The organism is Streptomyces sp. NPDC059668 (genome assembly GCF_042734135.1).
Classification (GTDB): Bacteria; Actinomycetota; Actinomycetes; order Streptomycetales; family Streptomycetaceae; genus Streptomyces.
Map to the genome: position 1 here is coordinate 18928 of NZ_JBHWEL010000094.1, position 15527 is coordinate 34454.

Consider the following 15527-nt stretch of genomic DNA (forward strand, 5'->3'; position numbering starts at 1 on the left):
GCAAGACCGACGCCCACGGGGCGGGGCGCCGGGGGGGGGGCCCCCCTATCCCCCCCCCCCGAACCCCACGCCCCGCCAACCCCCACGGGGCCCGGCCCGTATTCCGGCCGGGGCCCCTTCAGAACGCCCGTCGACCTGCGAGGGTGCACCGCTCGCCGGTCATGGCGAACGTGGCCCGGATCAGGCCTTCTTGGTCTCCCAGAAGATCTTGTCGATCTGGGCGATGTAGTCCAGCGCCTTCTGGCCCGTGGCCGGGTCGGTGGACGCCTTGGCGGCCGAGAGGGCCTTCAGGGCGTCGTTGACCAGCTGGTGCAGCTCGGGGTACTTCTCGAAGTGCGGGGGCTTGAAGTAGTCGCTCCAGAGCACCGAAACGTGGTGCTTGGCGAGCTCGGCGCGCTGCTCCTTGATGACGGTGGCGCGGGCCTGGAAGTGCGGGTCGTCGTTACCGGCCATCTTTTCCTGGACGGCCTTCACCGACTCCGCCTCGATGCGGGCCTGGGCAGGGTCGTACACGCCGCAGGGCAGGTCACAGTGCGCGCTGACCTTCACCTTGGGGGCAAACAGGCGGGAGAGCATGGAACTGTCCTTCCTCGTGATCGTCTTCTCAGGTGGGACATTACTCCGTGGGAGACGTCATTTCGCGAGTGCCCCCATGGGCTTAGGACAAAAGTCCGGCGTGGGACCGGGACTGGTGGAGGATGGACCGGGGAGGTGCCGGTGATGCCGGAGCTGTCACAGGAGAGCGAACGTGGAAAGGCCGTGCTGCCGTTCGGGGCGGCCGAGGTACGGGGACCCTCGATGGTGCCCACGCTCCAGCACGGGGATCGGCTCGTCGTGCAGTACGGGGCCCGGGTCAGGCCCGGTGACGTGGTCGTGCTGCGTCATCCGTTCCAGCAGGACCTGCTCGTCGTGAAACGCGCGGCGCAGCGGCGGGAGGCGGGCTGGTGGGTGCTGGGTGACAACGCCTTCGCCGGCGGGGACAGCACCGACTACGGCGCCGTGCCCGAGGAACTCGTCCTAGGGAAGGTGCGGTTCCGGTACCGGCCCCCCAAGGACGGTCAGCGTTCGCCGTTCGCGCTGGTCCGCTGGGCGCTGTCGGCCGTCAGGCCGGTGCTCTCCGACCGGTCCGCCTCCAGGCGCTTGCGGGCCCGGTAGGCGGCCACGTTGGCGCGGGTCGCGCAGCGGTCCGAGCAGTAGCGCCGGGAGCGGTTCGTCGACGTGTCCAGGTAGGCGTTGCGGCACGGCGCGGCCTCGCACAGGCCCAGCCGGTCCACGCCGTACGAGGTGAGGTGGAAGGCGAGCCCCATGGCGGCGATCGCCGCGTAGCCCGCGGTCACGTTCGACGGGTGGTCCGCGAGGTGCATGTGCCACAGCGGGCGTCCGTCGTCGTCCCGGAAGTCGTGCCCGGAGATCTGCGGGCTGACGGGGAACTCCAGGAGCAGCGAGTTCAGCAGGTCGACCGCGAGGGTCTCGTCGCCGCCGTCCGCCGCCTCGAACACGGCGCGCAGCCGGGCGCGGACCGAACGGAAGCGTGTCACGTCGGCGTCCGTGGCGCGGCGCGCCGCCGAGGCGTTCCCCACGAAGAGGTCGCGGACGGCCTCGACCGAGGTGAGCGCGTCCTTGCCCCGGAGCGGTTCCTCGCTGTTGACGAGACGGACCGCGTAGTCCGAGTAATAGGCCAATTCCACTTGTAGTCCTTACGGAGGCGCTCTATCGTCATGCGTGCGGTCAGGTAACGGCCGATTGCGCTTCCAGGGTATTACGCGGGTGAGTGAAGACGAGTGAAGAAGGGGCTTCCATGACCGTCAGCACCGGAACCGACCACACCGGGACGCACAGCGGTGGAACCGACTGGCGGGCCTGGCAGGAGAGCTGGGACCGGCAGCAGGAGTGGTACATGCCGGACCGCGAGGAGCGCTTCCGGGTGATGCTCGACATGGTCGAGGCCCTCGTCGGCCCCGCGCCGCGGGTCCTCGACCTCGCGTGCGGCACCGGCACCGTCACCGCCCGGCTCCTCGCCCGGCTCCCGCGCGCCACCAGCACCGGCGTCGACCTCGACCCCGCGCTGCTCACCATCGCCGAGGGCACCTTCGCGGGCGACGACCGGGTCTCCTTCGTCACGGCCGACCTGAAGGACCCGCACTGGACGACCCGGCTGCCGTACGGGTCCTACGACGCCGTGCTGACGGCCACGGCCCTGCACTGGCTGCACAGCGAACCCCTCGCGGCCCTCTACGGCCGGATCGCGGGCATCGTCCGCGCCGGCGGCGTCTTCATGAACGCCGACCACATGATCGACGAGTCCACGCCCCTGATCAACGCGGCCGAACGCGCGCAGCGGCACGCCCGGATGGACCGGGCCAAGGAGGGCGGTGTCCTGGACTGGGCCGAGTGGTGGGAACTGGCCGCGCAGGACCCGGTCCTCGCCACGCCGACCGCCCGCCGCTTCGAGATCTACGGCGAGCACGCCGACGGCGACACCCCGTCCGCCGACTGGCACGCGCGCGTGCTGCGCGAGAAGGGGTTCGCGGAGGCGCGGGCGGTGTGGCGGTCACCTTCGGACGCGTTGGTGCTGGCGGTCAGGTGATCCGCGGGTACCGCGGCCGAGGCGGCGCGGGATCGTGTCCCGCGTGGCTTCCGGCCACGGGGCTCAGCACCGAGGGCAACCTCTCGCCGCGCAGCCCCTGGCTGAACCTGTAGGGACCCGGAACGACGGATGCCGCCCACCCCTTCCGGGGAGGGCGGCATCCGTCTGCCGAAATCCTCAGAGCACCTTCGACAGGAACGACTTCGTGCGCTCGTGCTGCGGGTCCGTCAGGACGTCGCGCGGGTTGCCGGACTCGACCACGACACCGCCGTCCATGAAGACCAGGCTGTCGCCGACCTCGCGGGCGAAACCCATCTCGTGCGTGACGACGACCATCGTCATACCGGACTCGGCGAGGTCGCGCATGACGTCGAGGACGTCACCGACCAGCTCCGGGTCCAGGGCCGAGGTCGGCTCGTCGAAGAGCATCAGCTTCGGGTCCATCGCCAGCGCGCGGGCGATGGCCACACGCTGCTGCTGGCCGCCGGAGAGCTGCGAGGGGTAGTTGCGCGCCTTGTCGGACAGGCCGACGCGTTCGAGCAACTCCATCGCGCGGTTCTGGGCGTCCGACTTCTTCGTGCCCTTCACCTGGATCGGCGCTTCCATGACGTTCTCGACGGCCGTCATGTGCGGGAACAGGTTGAAGCGCTGGAAGACCATGCCGATGTCCCGGCGCTTCAGGGCGACTTCGCTGTCCTTGAGCTCGTAGAGCTTGTCACCCTTCTGGCGGTAGCCGACCAGGTCGCCGTCGACGTACAGCCGGCCCGCGTTGATCTTCTCCAGGTGGTTGATGCACCTCAGGAAGGTCGACTTGCCGGAGCCGGACGGGCCGATCAGGCAGAACACCTCGCCGGTGTTCACCTCCAGGTCGATGCCCTTGAGCACCTCCACCGGACCGAAGGACTTGTGGACGCCCTCGGACTTCACCATCGCGGTCATGCGGTGCCCCTCTCACGGCCGAGGCCGAGCATGTTCGCCTTGATCTTCTGGAAGACGGTCGGCGGCAGGCTACGGCTGGAACCCCGTGCGTAGTAGCGCTCCAGGTAGTACTGGAAGACGCTGAACACGCTGGTCATGGCCAGGTACCAGATGGAGGCGACGAACAGCATCTCCATCACGGCGTACGACGTGGAGCCGATCGCCGAGGTGGAGCGCAGGAGCTCGTTGTACGTGACCGCGTACACCAGCGACGAGGTCTTCAGCATGTTGATGAACTCGTTGCCGGTCGGCGGCACGATCACGCGCATGGCCTGCGGGATCACGATCCGGAACAGCGTCTTGGTGTGGCTCATGCCCAGGGCCTGCGCGGCCTCCGTCTGACCCTCGTCGACGGCCAGCAGGCCGGCACGGCAGATCTCGGCCATGTACGCGGCCTCGTTCAGGCCGAGGCCCAGCAGGGCGCACATGAACGGAGTCATGACGTCCGTCATCTCGTTCTTGTAGATCGGACCGAGATTCAGAACGGGGAAGATCAGCGCCAGGTTGAACCAGAGCAGCAGCTGGACGTAGACCGGGGTGCCGCGGAAGAACCAGATGTACAGCCAGGCGACCGTGCTGGTCACCGGGTTCTTCGAGAGCCGCATCACCGCGAGGACGATGCCCAGCACCACACCCACGATCATGGCGAGGACGCTGATCAGCAGCGTGCGGCCGGCGCCCTGGACGACGCTGGACACGAAGAGCTGGTCGCCGACCGTGTGCCACTGGATGTTGCCCTGCGAGAACGCGACGCCGAGCGCCAGCAGCAGCGCGACGACGATGACGCCGCTGACCCACCGGCCGTAGTGCCGGACGGGGATCGCCTTGATGGTCTCCGGGGACGGCCCGGAGGCCACGCTCTTGGTCACCGTGTCGCCGGGGGGCGGGGCGTCCGCGGGGGTCTTGTCGAATTTGTCAGTCACGTGACTGCCCTTCAGTGGTGCGCTCGGCCTACTTGCCGCCGTTGATCGCGGACTGCTCGATCGCGCCGGACTGGGCGCCCCACTTCTCCAGGACCTTCTGGTACGACCCGTCCTTGATGATCGCGTCGACGGCCTCCTTCAGCGCGTCACGGAGCTGGGTGTTCTTCTTGTTCAGGACCATGCCGAACGGGCCGGCGTCGTACTGCTTGTTGATGACCTCGTAGGCCTTGCCGCCGTCGGCCTTGTTGGCCAGGTCGACCGCCACCGGGTAGTCGTTGATGCCGGCCACCGCGCCGCCGGACTTCACCCGGGTCTGGGCCTCGGTGTCGTTCCCGAACGCCTCGATGTTGATGGCCTTCTTGCCGGCGTCCGTGCACTTCTTGGACTGGTCCTTCAGGGCCGTCTCGTACGTCGTGCCCTGCTGCACGGCGGCCGTCTTGCCGCAGAGGTCCTCGATGCCCTTGATGCCCTCGGGGTTGCCCTTCTTCACGTAGATGGCCGTACCGGCCGTGAAGTAGTCGACGAAGTCGACGCCCTCGCCGAGCTTCTTGCCCTTGTCGTCCAGGCCCTCCTGGCGCTGCTTGTTGTCCGTGATGGACGACATGCCGATGTCGTAGCGGCCGGAGTTGACGGCGGTGATCAGGCCGTCGAAGGAGCCCGAGGTGAACTCGAACTTCACACCGAGCTGCTTGGCCAGCGCGTCGGCCAGGTCCGGGTCGACGCCGACGATCTTGCCGCCCTCGGTCGACTCCATGGGGGCGTACTCGGCGTTCGTGCCGACCTTGATGACGCCCGCGTCCTGGATCTTCTTCGGCAGCTTGGAGAAGAGGGGAGCGCTGTTGGACTTGGCCGATTCGGTGGAGCTGCTGCTGCCACCACCGTTCGTCTGGTCACCGCAACCGGTGAGAACCAGGGCCCCGGCGACCGCGATCGCACCGACCGCTGCTATCCGGGACTGCGCGGCCGTCGTACGACGGGTGTTGCCTGCGGTCATGGTGGGTGCCTCCGGCGGATGAGGGAGTTGCCGATGGGTCGACGAGAACACACACCTTTGGGTGTCGCGACCTCGCGTGATGACGGCATCTTGCCATTCGGATTGCGCCCTTCAGAGGACTCGCTATGTCAAAATCGGATAACGGGTGACCCCCGGACCAACACTGGGTGCCCCAGCCGTGCCGGATCCTGTGCGGGAATCCTCCCTTTCGGCCGGAAGATCTTCGGTGTGCCTCCGGATGCGGGCCGTCCCGACTCCGCGCTTGCGACGACATGACGTCAAATCCTGGACTTGTCCACATATTCGGGTATGAGTCATGTCACCGGCGTGTGAGCTTCGCGTTATGGGCTCGTCCTCGGCACAGTCCGTCCGGTAAGAAGGTTCTTTACACCCCTCATCCGGGGCTCAGGGCGCGTGTGCGGCGCGCCCGTCGCGTATCCGCCCGTACGCAACCACGGCGGCAGGGCATACGCGGTGCCCGCCCACCCCTCAACCAGGAGTGGTCACCCTCAATCAATGAAGACTTAAGGGGTAAAACAAAGTGGCAGCGGAGATCGTCAATCCTCGCAGCGACAGCAGTACGGGTCCCGAAGGCGACGTGGAGCCGGTGAATTCCGACGGCTCCGTGGACTCGCCGGCCTTCGACCCGGCGTTCGCGTTGCACCGTGGCGGGAAGATGGCCGTGCAGGCCACCGTGCCCGTGCGGAACAAGGACGACCTGTCCCTGGCGTACACACCCGGCGTCGCGAAGGTGTGCAGCGCCATCGCCGAGCAGCCCGACCTGGTCAACGACTACACGTGGAAGTCCAACGTGGTCGCGGTGGTCACGGACGGCACGGCCGTGCTCGGCCTCGGCGACATCGGCCCGGAGGCCTCGCTCCCCGTGATGGAGGGCAAGGCGATCCTGTTCAAGCAGTTCGGCGGGGTGGACGCCGTGCCGATCGCGCTGGACTGCACGGGCGTCGACGAGATCGTCGAGACCGTGGCCCGTCTCGCGCCGTCCTTCGGCGGCATCAACCTGGAGGACATCTCGGCGCCGCGTTGCTTCGAGATCGAGCGGAAGCTCCAGGAGCGCCTGGACATTCCCGTCTTCCACGACGACCAGCACGGGACGGCCGTGGTGACGCTGGCGGCCCTGCGGAACGCCGCGAAGCTGACCGGGCGCTCGCTCGGCGAGCTGCGCGCGGTGATCTCCGGCGCGGGCGCGGCCGGGATCGCCATCGCCAAGTTCCTGCTGGAGGCGGGCATCGGCGACGTGGCGGTCGCGGACCGCAAGGGCGTCGTCTCGTCCGACCGGGACGACCTCACCGACGTCAAGCGGGAGCTCGCCGGGATCAGCAACAAGGCGGGGCTCTCCGGTTCGCTGGACGCGGCGCTCGCGGGCGCGGACGTCTTCATCGGCGTCTCCGGCGGCACGGTTCCGGAGCCGGCGGTGGCGTCCATGGCCGAGGGCGCGTTCGTGTTCGCCATGGCCAACCCGAACCCCGAGGTGCACCCGGAGATCGCCCACAAGTACGCGGCGGTGGTCGCCACCGGGCGGTCCGACTTCCCGAACCAGATCAACAACGTGCTGGCGTTCCCCGGGATCTTCGCGGGTGCGTTGCAGGTGCGGGCGTCCCGGATCACGGAGGGGATGAAGATCGCCGCCGCCGACGCGCTGGCCGCGGTCGTCGGGGACGACCTCGCCGCCGACTACGTGATCCCGTCGCCGTTCGACGAGCGGGTGGCGCCCGCGGTGACCGCGGCGGTGGCCGCGGCCGCCCGGGCCGAAGGGGTCGCGCGCCGCTGAGGCGGGCGGTTCGGCACCGTCTCGCTCGAGAACGGTTCGCAAGCCGCGTGAGCGTGGTTCGAGGGCGGCTTCAGACGTTCCAGCGGCTGTTCGAGAGCGGATTCTGCGGCCTCGCCGGGGGTTGTCCCCCGGCGGGGCCGCTTCCTTTGCCCGGGGGTTGGGCCGTACGGATGGTTCGCGGCGGGCCCCCGGGGCGAGCCGGTACGGGTGTGAGGTGGGCCGCGGAACGAGCGGGACGCGTGTCACAGCGGGACGTGGTTCCGCGGCGCGGGGGCGGAGCCTATCGTCAAGGTCATGTTCGCTGCCTACGCCGCTCGCATTGACCGTGACCAGCCGCTCAACGGCCTGGAGTTGGGGGAGCGCCCGGCCCCCGAACAGAGGCCCGGCTGGACAACCGTGAACGTCAGGGCCGCGTCCCTGAACCACCACGACCTCTGGTCCCTCCGGGGCGTGGGCCTGGCCGAGGACAAGCTGCCGATGATCCTCGGATGCGACGCGGCCGGCGTCGACGAGGACGGCAACGAGGTCGTCCTTCACTCCGTCATCGGGCAGACGGGGCACGGGGTCGGCCCCGAGGAGCCCCGGTCGATCCTCACCGAGCGCTACCAGGGCACCTTCGCCGAGCAGGTGACCGTCCCGGCGTGGAACGTCCTTCCGAAGCCCAAGGAGCTCTCGTTCGAGGAGGCCGCCTGCCTGCCGACCGCGTGGCTGACGGCGTACCGCATGCTTTTCACCAACGCCGGGGTGCGGCCGGGCGACTCGGTCCTCGTGCAGGGGGCCGGCGGCGGTGTCGCGACCGCCGCGATCGTGCTCGGGAAGGCCGCCGGACTGCGGGTCTTCGCGACGAGCCGTGACGAGGCCAGGCGCAAGCGGGCCGTCGAACTCGGGGCCGTGGAGGCGCTGGAGTCCGGCGCGCGGCTGCCGCAGCGCGTGGACGCGGTCATCGAGACGGTGGGTGCGGCCACCTGGTCGCACAGCATCAAGTCGCTGCGGCCCGGCGGCACGCTGGTGATCTCGGGCGCGACGAGCGGGGACCGTCCCGCGCACGCCGAGCTGACCCGGATCTTCTTCCTGGAGCTCAAGGTCGTCGGCTCCACGATGGGCACCAAGGACGAGCTGGAGGATCTGCTGTCCTTCTGCGCCGCCACCGGGGTGCGGCCCGTGATCGACGAGGTGCTCCCGCTCGACCGGGCCCGGGAGGGGTTCGAGCGGATCGCTGCGGGCGATCAGTTCGGGAAGATCGTTCTCACGGTGGGCTGAGGTCCGCCCGGCCGTGCGGGCCGGAGGCAGGGACGTGTCGGCCGCGGCGGGCCCGGAGACTCCGGGCCCGCCGTTCCGCATCCGGGTGTCAACTTTGATTGACGTGACCCTCCTGTCAATGTACGTTGACGTCATGACCGAAGCAACGGATCTCGCCGAGCGGGCGGGTGACCGCGATCCACGGATCGGGCTGCGGGCGGTCTCCGCGCTGCGGAGGCTGCTGGAGCAGCTGGAGGCGGTACAGGTACGCAGCGCACGCCATCAGGGCTGGTCGTGGCAGGACATCGCCGCGGAACTCGGAGTGAGCAGGCAGGCCGTCCACAAGAAGTACGGGAGGCAGTGATGTTCGAGCGTTTCACCAAGGATGCCCGGGCCGTGGTCGAGGGTGCGGTCGGGTACTCCGAGCGGGCGGGGGCCGGGGCGGTGGACGAGGAGCACATGCTCCTGGCCCTGCTGGACCGGGAGGGCAGCCGCGGCTCGTTCGCGCTCGCTTCGCTCGGCGTGACCGAACGGCGTGACTCGGTGGAACGGGCGCTTGCCGAGACGCGCCGACGGGGCGGGCTCTCCCGCGCCGAGACGGAGGCGCTGTCCGGGCTCGGCATCGACGTGTCGGAGATCGTCTCCCGGGTGGAGGAGACGCACGGGGCGGGGGCGCTGGAAGCCGGGAAGCGGGGCGCGGCCGGCCGGCGGTCCGGTCGCCGGCCGTTCACTCAGGGCGCCAAGGAGACGCTGACGCAGTCCCTCCGCCTGGCGCTCGCCCGTCAGGAGCGGCACATCGGCGACGAGCATCTGCTGATGGCCCTGACCGTTCGGCCCGGTGTGCTCGCGGAGGTGCTCGCCGATCACGGGGTCACGTACGAGACGGTGACGCGCGTGCTCTACGGCGCCGGGGAGGCCAAGGCGGGCTGAGGCGGGCCGTCGCGCGGACGGGCTCGGGGGTCCCCGGCCGGAGCTCGGGGGCCCCGTCCCGTCCGGGTGATCCCCCGGGCGTCACCGCCGGTCAGCTCTTCGGTGTGCGCAACGCGGCCCCGATGTGCGCCGCCGCCGTAGACAGGTGACGGCGGGTCGCGTGGAGCTGGTCCTCCGTCACCCCGTGGTCCCGGGCCGCGTCACGGATGTCGTCGCGGAACCGGTCGAGGAGGCGGTCGAGGTCGCGGGCGGGGTCGCCGGTGGAGCTCTCGTGGGCCCAGGAGGGTTCGTACCCGGCGGGGAAGTCGTCGGGGGTGTCCGAGAATTCGGGTTCCGGGGTGCGCGCCGGGCCGGATTCCGCCGTGCCCGGGCGGCCGTGGCCGGTGTCCTTTCCGAAGGACTTGCCGAAGTCGCCCCCGAAGGTCTTGCCGAAGTCACCGAACTCCTTGGCGAGTTCGGTGAGCCCCTCGCGGACCCCCGTCGGCCAGTCCCCGCGCGCGAAGTGGTCCTGGACCTGTTCCTGGACCCGCTTGGCCATGCGCTGCATCTCCTCCTGCGCCTGGGCGCGGACCCTCTCCTGCGCCTCCTTGGCCTGGCGGCGGGCCCGCTGGGCCTCGTCGCGGGCGCGCCGGCTCTCGTCCTTCGCGCGCCGGGCCTGCTCCTTCCACTCCTGCTTGACGCGCCGCATCTCCTCCTTCGCGACCCGCCACGACTCCTTGTCGCGGTGGTCCCCGAAGTCCCCGAAGCCGCCCGCGGCGCCCTCGTGCTCCGTTGCGTCGCCCGCGTGGCCGCTGCCGCGCCGGGCCTCCGTGGCCGCCGCCCGCATCTCGCGGCGCAGGTCGCCCGCGGCGCCCCGCACGTCGGCGCGGATCTCGGCGGCGAGCTCGGCGACCGACTCGCGGATCTCCAGCTCCAGATCGGCCAGTTCGCCGCTGCGGTCGGCCAGTTCGGCGCGGCCCGCGTCGGTGATCGCGTACACCTTGCGGCCGCCCTCGGTGGTGTGGGTGACCAGCCCCTCGGCCTCCAGCTTGGAGAGCCGCGGGTAGACGGTGCCCGCCGAGGGCGCGTACAGCCCCTGGAAGCGCTCCTCCAGGAGGCGGATCACCTCGTATCCGTGCCGCGGTGCCTCGTCCAGCAGCTTCAGCAGGTAGAGGCGCAGGCGGCCGTGGGCGAAGACGGGAGGCATCTCAGAGCACCTTCTTGTCGGTCGGGCCGTCCGTGGAGTCGTCGGGCGAACTGTCCTGCGTGCGCGTGGACGGGTCCGGTGCGTGCGGCTCGTCCTCCACCGGTGGCCTGCGGAGAAGGGCGATGGAACCGGAGGCGGTCACCGCCCGCAGCTTGCCGTTGCCCGCCCCCAGCCGGCCGGTGATCTTCTTGGCGCCCCACTGGCCGCTGACCCGGAGGTCCTCGAAGGCGCTGGAGACGGTGCCGCTCGCGGTGTTGGCCTCCACGTCGGCGTCCGCCGGGTGCGGGAGGCGGATGGCGATCTCACCCGAGACGTTCGTCAGGCGCACGTCGGTGGGGGTGCCCGTGGGGTCGAGGTCCACGATCATCGAACCGCTCACCGAGTCGGCGCGCACGGAGGAGCCCGAGGCCTCGACCACGGTCAGGTCGCCCGAGACGGAGTTGAAGCGGAGATCGCCGGTGACCGCCTGGGCCTCCAGGCTGCCGGAGACGGTGTCCACCCGGACGGGGCCGGAGAGGCGTACGAGCGTCGTGTCGCCCGTGACGCCCTTGACCTCCACCCGGCCCTCCACGCCGGAGACCACGGCGGCGGCGCCGACCACGCCCACCTCGACATGGGTGCCGGCCGGGACGGCGAGCGAGACCACCGCGCTGCGCCGCCAGCCCTTGCTGTCGAGCCACTTGAGGAAGCCCTTCCAGGGCAGGTCCTCGTACGCCACGGTGAGCGTGCCGTCCCGGTGGGTCACCTGGAGCGGGGGGCCCTCCAGCTGGGAGACCTGGAGCCTCGCGGAACCCTCGTCGGTGCCCACTACGTTCACTGTTCCGTTGACGACGCGCACGTGCAGCGCCGTCACGGGGTCGTCGAAGGTGAGCTTCCTCGGCTCTGCGACGGACCACTCGGACATGGTGCAGACCTCCTGACGACCGGTCCCGGACGGGCTCGGACACGGAATCGACGCGCCATATCGCGTCTTCCGTCATTCACGATATATCGCGGATACGGAAAGTCAAGACACCCGTTGCGGTGAGACGCGGTGAGGGCGGCGATGTCCGGGCCGTACGACAAGCACGCCCCCCGCGGCGCACGCGCGATCGGCGTGCCCCGCGGGGGGCGCAGGACTGGCACGGTCGGGACCGGCAGGGGCAGGACGGGCACGGTCAGGACGGTCAGGACGGGGCGGGACCTACTCCTCGTCCTCGTCCTCGTCGTCCAGCCGTGCCAGCCACGTCGCCAGCCGCTCCACCGGCACCTCGAAGTCCGGGTTGAGGTCGACGAACGTGCGCAGCTGCTCGGCGAGCCACTCGAAGGTGACCTCCTCCTCGCCGCGCCGCTTCTCCAGCTCCTCGATGCCACGGTCGGTGAAGTACATGGGCGGTGCTCCGGTCGGTGAAAGGGAAACGGAAGGGAGATGCCGCAGGCCCGGCCCCCCGAGAGGGAACCGGGCCCGCGACGACGTACGGGAGGCTGCGTCCGAGACCTAGGCCTCGAACACCTCGCGCACCAGCTGCTCCTGCTCGGCCTGGTGCCGCTTCGCCGAACCCACGGCCGGGGACGAGCCGGCCGGGCGCGAGATGCGGCGCAGCCGCTCGGCACCCGGGATGTCGGCGCCGACGGCCAGGTCCAGGTGGTCGATCAGGTTGAGGGCGATGAAGGGCCACGCGCCCTGGTTCGCCGGCTCCTCCTGGGCCCACAGGTACTTCTCGGCGTTCGGGTACTTGGCGATCTCCGCCTGGAGCTCCGCACCCGCGAGGGGGTACAGGCGCTCGATGCGGATGATCGCCGTGTCCGTGACACCGCGCTTCTGCCGCTCGGCCTCGAGGTCGTAGTACAGCTTGCCGGCGCAGAACACGACCCTGCGGACGGCCGCGGCGTCGACCGAGTCGTCGCCGATGACCGGGCGGAAGGCACCCGTGGTGAACTCCTCCGCCTTCGAGGCGGCGGCCTTGAGGCGCAGCATCGACTTCGGGGTGAAGACCACCAGCGGCTTGTGGTGCGGGTTGTGCACCTGCCACCGCAGGAGGTGGAAGTAGTTCGACGGGAGCGTCGGCTGCGCGACCGTCATGTTGTTCTGCGCGCACAGCTGGAGGAAGCGCTCGATGCGGGCCGAGGAGTGGTCCGGGCCCTGGCCCTCGTAGCCGTGCGGCAGGAGCAGGGTGACGCCGGACGTCTGGCCCCACTTCTGCTCGGCGGCCGAGATGTACTCGTCGACGACCGTCTGCGCGCCGTTGACGAAGTCGCCGAACTGCGCCTCCCACATGACCAGCGCGTCCGGGCGGGCCAGCGAGTAGCCGTACTCGAAGCCCATGACCGCGTACTCGGAGAGCAGCGAGTCGTAGACGTTGTAGCGGGCCTGGTCGTCGGAGAGGTACTGGAGCGGGGTGAAGTCCTCGCCCGTGACCCGGTCGATCAGGACCGCGTGGCGCTGGCCGAAGGTGCCCCGGCGGGAGTCCTGGCCGGACAGCCGGACCGGGGTGCCCTCCAGGAGGAGGGAGCCGATGGCGAGGGTCTCGCCCATGCCCCAGTCGATCGTGCCGTCCTCGATCATCGCCGCCCGGCGCTGAAGCTGCGGCAGCAGACGCGGGTGGACGGTGACGTTGTCCGGGATGTTGACCTGGGACTCGGCGATCCGCTTGACGACCTCCTGGGAGACCGCGGTCTGCACGGCGACGGGGAACTGCGCCTGCGGGTCCGAGATCTGCACCTCCGCGCCCTGCGAGACGGCCTCGCGGACCTCGGTGAAGACCTTCTCCAGCTGGCCCTGGAAGTCCTGGAGCGCCTGCTCCGCCTCTTCGAGGGTGATGTCGCCGCGGCCGATCAGGGACTCGGTGTACAGCTTGCGCACCGAGCGCTTCTTGTCGATCAGGTCGTACATCAGCGGCTGCGTGAACGCCGGGTTGTCGGACTCGTTGTGTCCGCGGCGGCGGTAGCAGATGAGGTCGATGACGACGTCCTTGTTGAACGCCTGGCGGAACTCGAAGGCCAGGCGGGCGACGCGGACGACGGCCTCGGGGTCGTCACCGTTCACGTGGAAGATCGGCGCCTCGATCATGCGGGCCACGTCGGTGGCGTACATGGAGGAGCGCGACGACTCCGGGGCGGCGGTGAAGCCGACCTGGTTGTTGATGACGATGTGCACCGTGCCGCCGGTGCGGTAGCCGCGCAGCTGCGACATGTTGAGCGTCTCGGCGACGACACCCTGGCCCGCGAAGGCCGCGTCACCGTGCAGGGCGACCGGCAGGACGGTGAAGTCCGTGCCGCCCTTGTTGATGATGTCCTGCTTGGCGCGGGCGATGCCCTCGATGACCGGGTCGACCGTCTCCAGGTGGGAGGGGTTCGCGGCCAGCGAGACCTTGATCTGCTCGCCGTCCAGGCCGGTGAAGGTGCCCTGGGCGCCCAGGTGGTACTTCACGTCGCCGGAGCCGTGCATCGACTTCGGGTCGAGGTTGCCCTCGAACTCGCGGAAGATCTGCGCGTACGACTTGCCGACGATATTGGCGAGGACGTTCAGACGGCCGCGGTGGGCCATGCCGATGACGACCTCGTCCAGGCGGGACTCCGCGGCGCTGTCGATGACGGCGTCGAGGAGCGGGATGACGGACTCGCCGCCCTCCAGGGAGAAGCGCTTCTGGCCGACGTACTTCGTCTGGAGGAAGGTCTCGAAGGCCTCCGCCGCGTTCAGCCGGCGCAGGATGCGCAGCTGCTCCTCGCGCTCCGGCTTGGAGTGCGGGCGCTCGACGCGGTCCTGGATCCACTTGCGCTGCTTCGGGTCCTGGATGTGCATGAACTCGATGCCGGTGGTGCGGCAGTACGAGTCGCGCAGCACGCCGAGGATGTCGCGCAGCTTCATCATCGACTTGCCGGAGAAGCCGCCGACCGCGAACTCGCGCTCCAGGTCCCACAGGGTGAGGCCGTGCTCGGTGATGTCGAGGTCGGGGTGCTTGCGCTGGCGGTACTCCAGCGGGTCGGTGTCGGCCATGACGTGGCCGCGGACCCGGTAGGAGTGGATCAGCTCGAAGACGCGGGCGGCCTTGGTGACGTCGTCGTCGTGGCTGGCGTCGATGTCCTTGAGCCAGCGGACCGGCTCGTAGGGGATGCGCAGCGCCTCGAAGATCTCGTCGAAGAAGCCGTTCTCGCCGAGGAGGAGGTTGGCGACGATGCGGAGGAACTCGCCGGAGGCGGCGCCCTGGATCACCCGGTGGTCGTAGGTCGACGTGAGCGTCATGACCTTCGAGATGCCGAGCTTGTTCAGGGTGTCCTGGGAGGTGCCCTGGAACTCCGCCGGGTAGTCCATGGAGCCGACGCCCATGATGACCGACTGGCCGGGCATCAGGCGGGGGACCGAGTGGACGGTGCCGAGGCCGCCGGGGTTGGTCAGGGAGACCGTGACGCCGGTGAAGTCGTCCATCGTCAGCTTGCCGTCGCGGGCGCGGCGGACGATGTCCTCGTAGGCCTGCCAGAACTCGAAGAAGTTCAGCGTCTCGGCCTTCTTGATGCCGGCGACGACGAGCTGGCGGTCGCCGTTGGGCTTCACCAGGTCGATGGCGAGACCGAAGTTCACGTGCTCCGGCTTGACCAGGGTCGGCTTGCCGTCCTTCTCCGCGAAGGAGTGGTTCATGGTCGGCATGGCCTTGATGGCCTGCACCATCGCGTAGCCGATGAGGTGGGTGAAGGAGATCTTCCCGCCCCGGGCACGCTTCAGGTGGTTGTTGATGACGATGCGGTTGTCGAAGAGCAGCTTCACCGGGACCGCGCGCACGGACGTGGCCGTGGGCACCTCGATCGAGGCGTTCATGTTCTTCGCGACCGCGGCGGCGGGGCCGCGCAGCGTCACGAACTCGGGACCGGCAGGGGCCTCGGCCGCGGGCGCGGGCGCCCCGCAGCGCGGCGGGCGGGGGGCGCGC

15 protein-coding genes are annotated in these 15527 nt (G+C 69.8%); 6 read left to right on the forward strand and 9 right to left on the reverse strand.

Annotated features, from left to right (window positions below):
- Positions 1 to 180: 180 nt before the first annotated feature.
- Positions 181 to 576, reverse strand: a complete 396-nt coding sequence (gene sodN, locus ACFV2J_RS38125) for a superoxide dismutase, Ni (protein ID WP_023546844.1) — start codon at positions 574 to 576, stop codon at positions 181 to 183.
- Between the two features lie 144 nt (positions 577 to 720).
- Here sodN and sodX point away from each other — a divergent pair, with 144 nt between their 5' ends.
- Positions 721 to 1155: a nickel-type superoxide dismutase maturation protease gene (sodX, locus tag ACFV2J_RS38130; protein ID WP_385083397.1), complete on the forward strand. Its 435-nt coding sequence runs from the start codon at positions 721 to 723 to the stop codon at positions 1153 to 1155.
- On the opposite strand, the gene ACFV2J_RS38135 is transcribed toward sodX, so the two are convergent.
- Positions 1059 to 1688 (reverse strand): CGNR zinc finger domain-containing protein, encoded by a 630-nt coding sequence (locus tag ACFV2J_RS38135; RefSeq protein WP_385083396.1) that lies wholly within the window; start codon positions 1686 to 1688, stop codon positions 1059 to 1061. The two genes, sodX and ACFV2J_RS38135, sit on opposite strands and share 97 nt — an antisense overlap.
- Positions 1689 to 1798: 110 nt before the next feature.
- On the opposite strand from ACFV2J_RS38135, the gene ACFV2J_RS38140 reads away from it, so the two are divergent.
- Positions 1799 to 2587 carry a class I SAM-dependent methyltransferase gene (locus ACFV2J_RS38140; protein WP_385083395.1) on the forward strand — a complete coding sequence of 263 codons (789 nt, stop codon included), beginning with the start codon at positions 1799 to 1801 and terminating at the stop codon, positions 2585 to 2587.
- A gap of 177 nt (positions 2588 to 2764) precedes the next feature.
- Here ACFV2J_RS38140 and ACFV2J_RS38145 read toward each other — a convergent pair whose 3' ends face one another.
- From ACFV2J_RS38145 to ACFV2J_RS38155, 3 genes are read right to left on the reverse strand one after another with little or no spacing between them, the layout of a single operon-like run.
- Entirely contained in the window at positions 2765 to 3526 is a 762-nt protein-coding gene (locus tag ACFV2J_RS38145) for an amino acid ABC transporter ATP-binding protein (RefSeq protein WP_329290342.1), read from the reverse strand.
- Complete coding sequence (locus ACFV2J_RS38150; RefSeq protein WP_385083393.1) at positions 3523 to 4488, reverse strand: amino acid ABC transporter permease; 966 nt, start codon at positions 4486 to 4488, stop codon at positions 3523 to 3525. The genes ACFV2J_RS38145 and ACFV2J_RS38150 overlap by 4 nt, the downstream gene beginning before the upstream one ends.
- 28 nt (positions 4489 to 4516) lie before the next feature.
- Positions 4517 to 5482, reverse strand: coding sequence for an ABC transporter substrate-binding protein (locus ACFV2J_RS38155; protein WP_385083392.1), 966 nt, complete (start codon positions 5480 to 5482; stop codon positions 4517 to 4519).
- A gap of 541 nt (positions 5483 to 6023) precedes the next feature.
- Between ACFV2J_RS38155 and ACFV2J_RS38160 the strand changes: the two genes are divergently transcribed.
- From ACFV2J_RS38160 to ACFV2J_RS38175, 4 genes are all read left to right on the forward strand, one after another.
- On the forward strand, positions 6024 to 7271 hold the full coding sequence (locus ACFV2J_RS38160) for an NADP-dependent malic enzyme (RefSeq protein ID WP_385083391.1): 1248 nt from the start codon (positions 6024 to 6026) through the stop codon (positions 7269 to 7271).
- Positions 7272 to 7565: 294 nt separating this feature from the next.
- Entirely contained in the window at positions 7566 to 8531 is a 966-nt protein-coding gene (locus tag ACFV2J_RS38165) for a zinc-binding dehydrogenase (RefSeq protein WP_385093397.1), read from the forward strand.
- Between the two features lie 133 nt (positions 8532 to 8664).
- Complete coding sequence (locus ACFV2J_RS38170; protein ID WP_385093394.1) at positions 8665 to 8874, forward strand: helix-turn-helix domain-containing protein; 210 nt, start codon at positions 8665 to 8667, stop codon at positions 8872 to 8874.
- Positions 8874 to 9440: a Clp protease N-terminal domain-containing protein gene (locus ACFV2J_RS38175; protein ID WP_385093391.1), complete on the forward strand. Its 567-nt coding sequence runs from the start codon at positions 8874 to 8876 to the stop codon at positions 9438 to 9440. Before ACFV2J_RS38170 ends, ACFV2J_RS38175 begins: the two co-directional genes overlap by 1 nt.
- A gap of 91 nt (positions 9441 to 9531) precedes the next feature.
- On the opposite strand, the gene ACFV2J_RS38180 is transcribed toward ACFV2J_RS38175, so the two are convergent.
- The 4 genes from ACFV2J_RS38180 to ACFV2J_RS38195 all read right to left on the reverse strand — a co-directional run.
- Entirely contained in the window at positions 9532 to 10626 is a 1095-nt protein-coding gene (locus ACFV2J_RS38180; protein ID WP_385093388.1) for a helix-turn-helix transcriptional regulator, read from the reverse strand.
- A 1-nt stretch (position 10627) separates the two neighbouring features.
- Positions 10628 to 11530, reverse strand: coding sequence for a DUF4097 domain-containing protein (locus ACFV2J_RS38185; protein WP_385093385.1), 903 nt, complete (start codon positions 11528 to 11530; stop codon positions 10628 to 10630).
- Between the two features lie 279 nt (positions 11531 to 11809).
- Entirely contained in the window at positions 11810 to 11995 is a 186-nt protein-coding gene (locus ACFV2J_RS38190) for a DUF6104 family protein (protein ID WP_030190019.1), read from the reverse strand.
- 108 nt (positions 11996 to 12103) lie between these two features.
- Positions 12104 to 15527: multifunctional oxoglutarate decarboxylase/oxoglutarate dehydrogenase thiamine pyrophosphate-binding subunit/dihydrolipoyllysine-residue succinyltransferase subunit (locus tag ACFV2J_RS38195; protein ID WP_385443048.1), on the reverse strand; the 3424-nt coding region annotated here is incomplete at its 5' end.

Bases quoted from the DNA above. Each gene is read 5' to 3' on its own strand.
- sodN (WP_023546844.1), bottom strand. From the start codon at position 576: ATGCTCTCCCGCCTGTTTGCCCCCAAGGTGAAGGTCAGCGCGCACTGT.
- sodX (WP_385083397.1), top strand. From the start codon at position 721: ATGCCGGAGCTGTCACAGGAGAGCGAACGTGGAAAGGCCGTGCTGCCG.
- ACFV2J_RS38140 (WP_385083395.1), top strand. From the start codon at position 1,799: ATGACCGTCAGCACCGGAACCGACCACACCGGGACGCACAGCGGTGGA.
- ACFV2J_RS38145 (WP_329290342.1), bottom strand. From the start codon at position 3,526: ATGACCGCGATGGTGAAGTCCGAGGGCGTCCACAAGTCCTTCGGTCCG.
- ACFV2J_RS38155 (WP_385083392.1), bottom strand. From the start codon at position 5,482: ATGACCGCAGGCAACACCCGTCGTACGACGGCCGCGCAGTCCCGGATA.
- ACFV2J_RS38165 (WP_385093397.1), top strand. From the start codon at position 7,566: ATGTTCGCTGCCTACGCCGCTCGCATTGACCGTGACCAGCCGCTCAAC.
- ACFV2J_RS38170 (WP_385093394.1), top strand. From the start codon at position 8,665: ATGACCGAAGCAACGGATCTCGCCGAGCGGGCGGGTGACCGCGATCCA.
- ACFV2J_RS38175 (WP_385093391.1), top strand. From the start codon at position 8,874: ATGTTCGAGCGTTTCACCAAGGATGCCCGGGCCGTGGTCGAGGGTGCG.
- ACFV2J_RS38180 (WP_385093388.1), bottom strand. From the start codon at position 10,626: ATGCCTCCCGTCTTCGCCCACGGCCGCCTGCGCCTCTACCTGCTGAAG.
- ACFV2J_RS38185 (WP_385093385.1), bottom strand. From the start codon at position 11,530: ATGTCCGAGTGGTCCGTCGCAGAGCCGAGGAAGCTCACCTTCGACGAC.
- ACFV2J_RS38190 (WP_030190019.1), bottom strand. From the start codon at position 11,995: ATGTACTTCACCGACCGTGGCATCGAGGAGCTGGAGAAGCGGCGCGGC.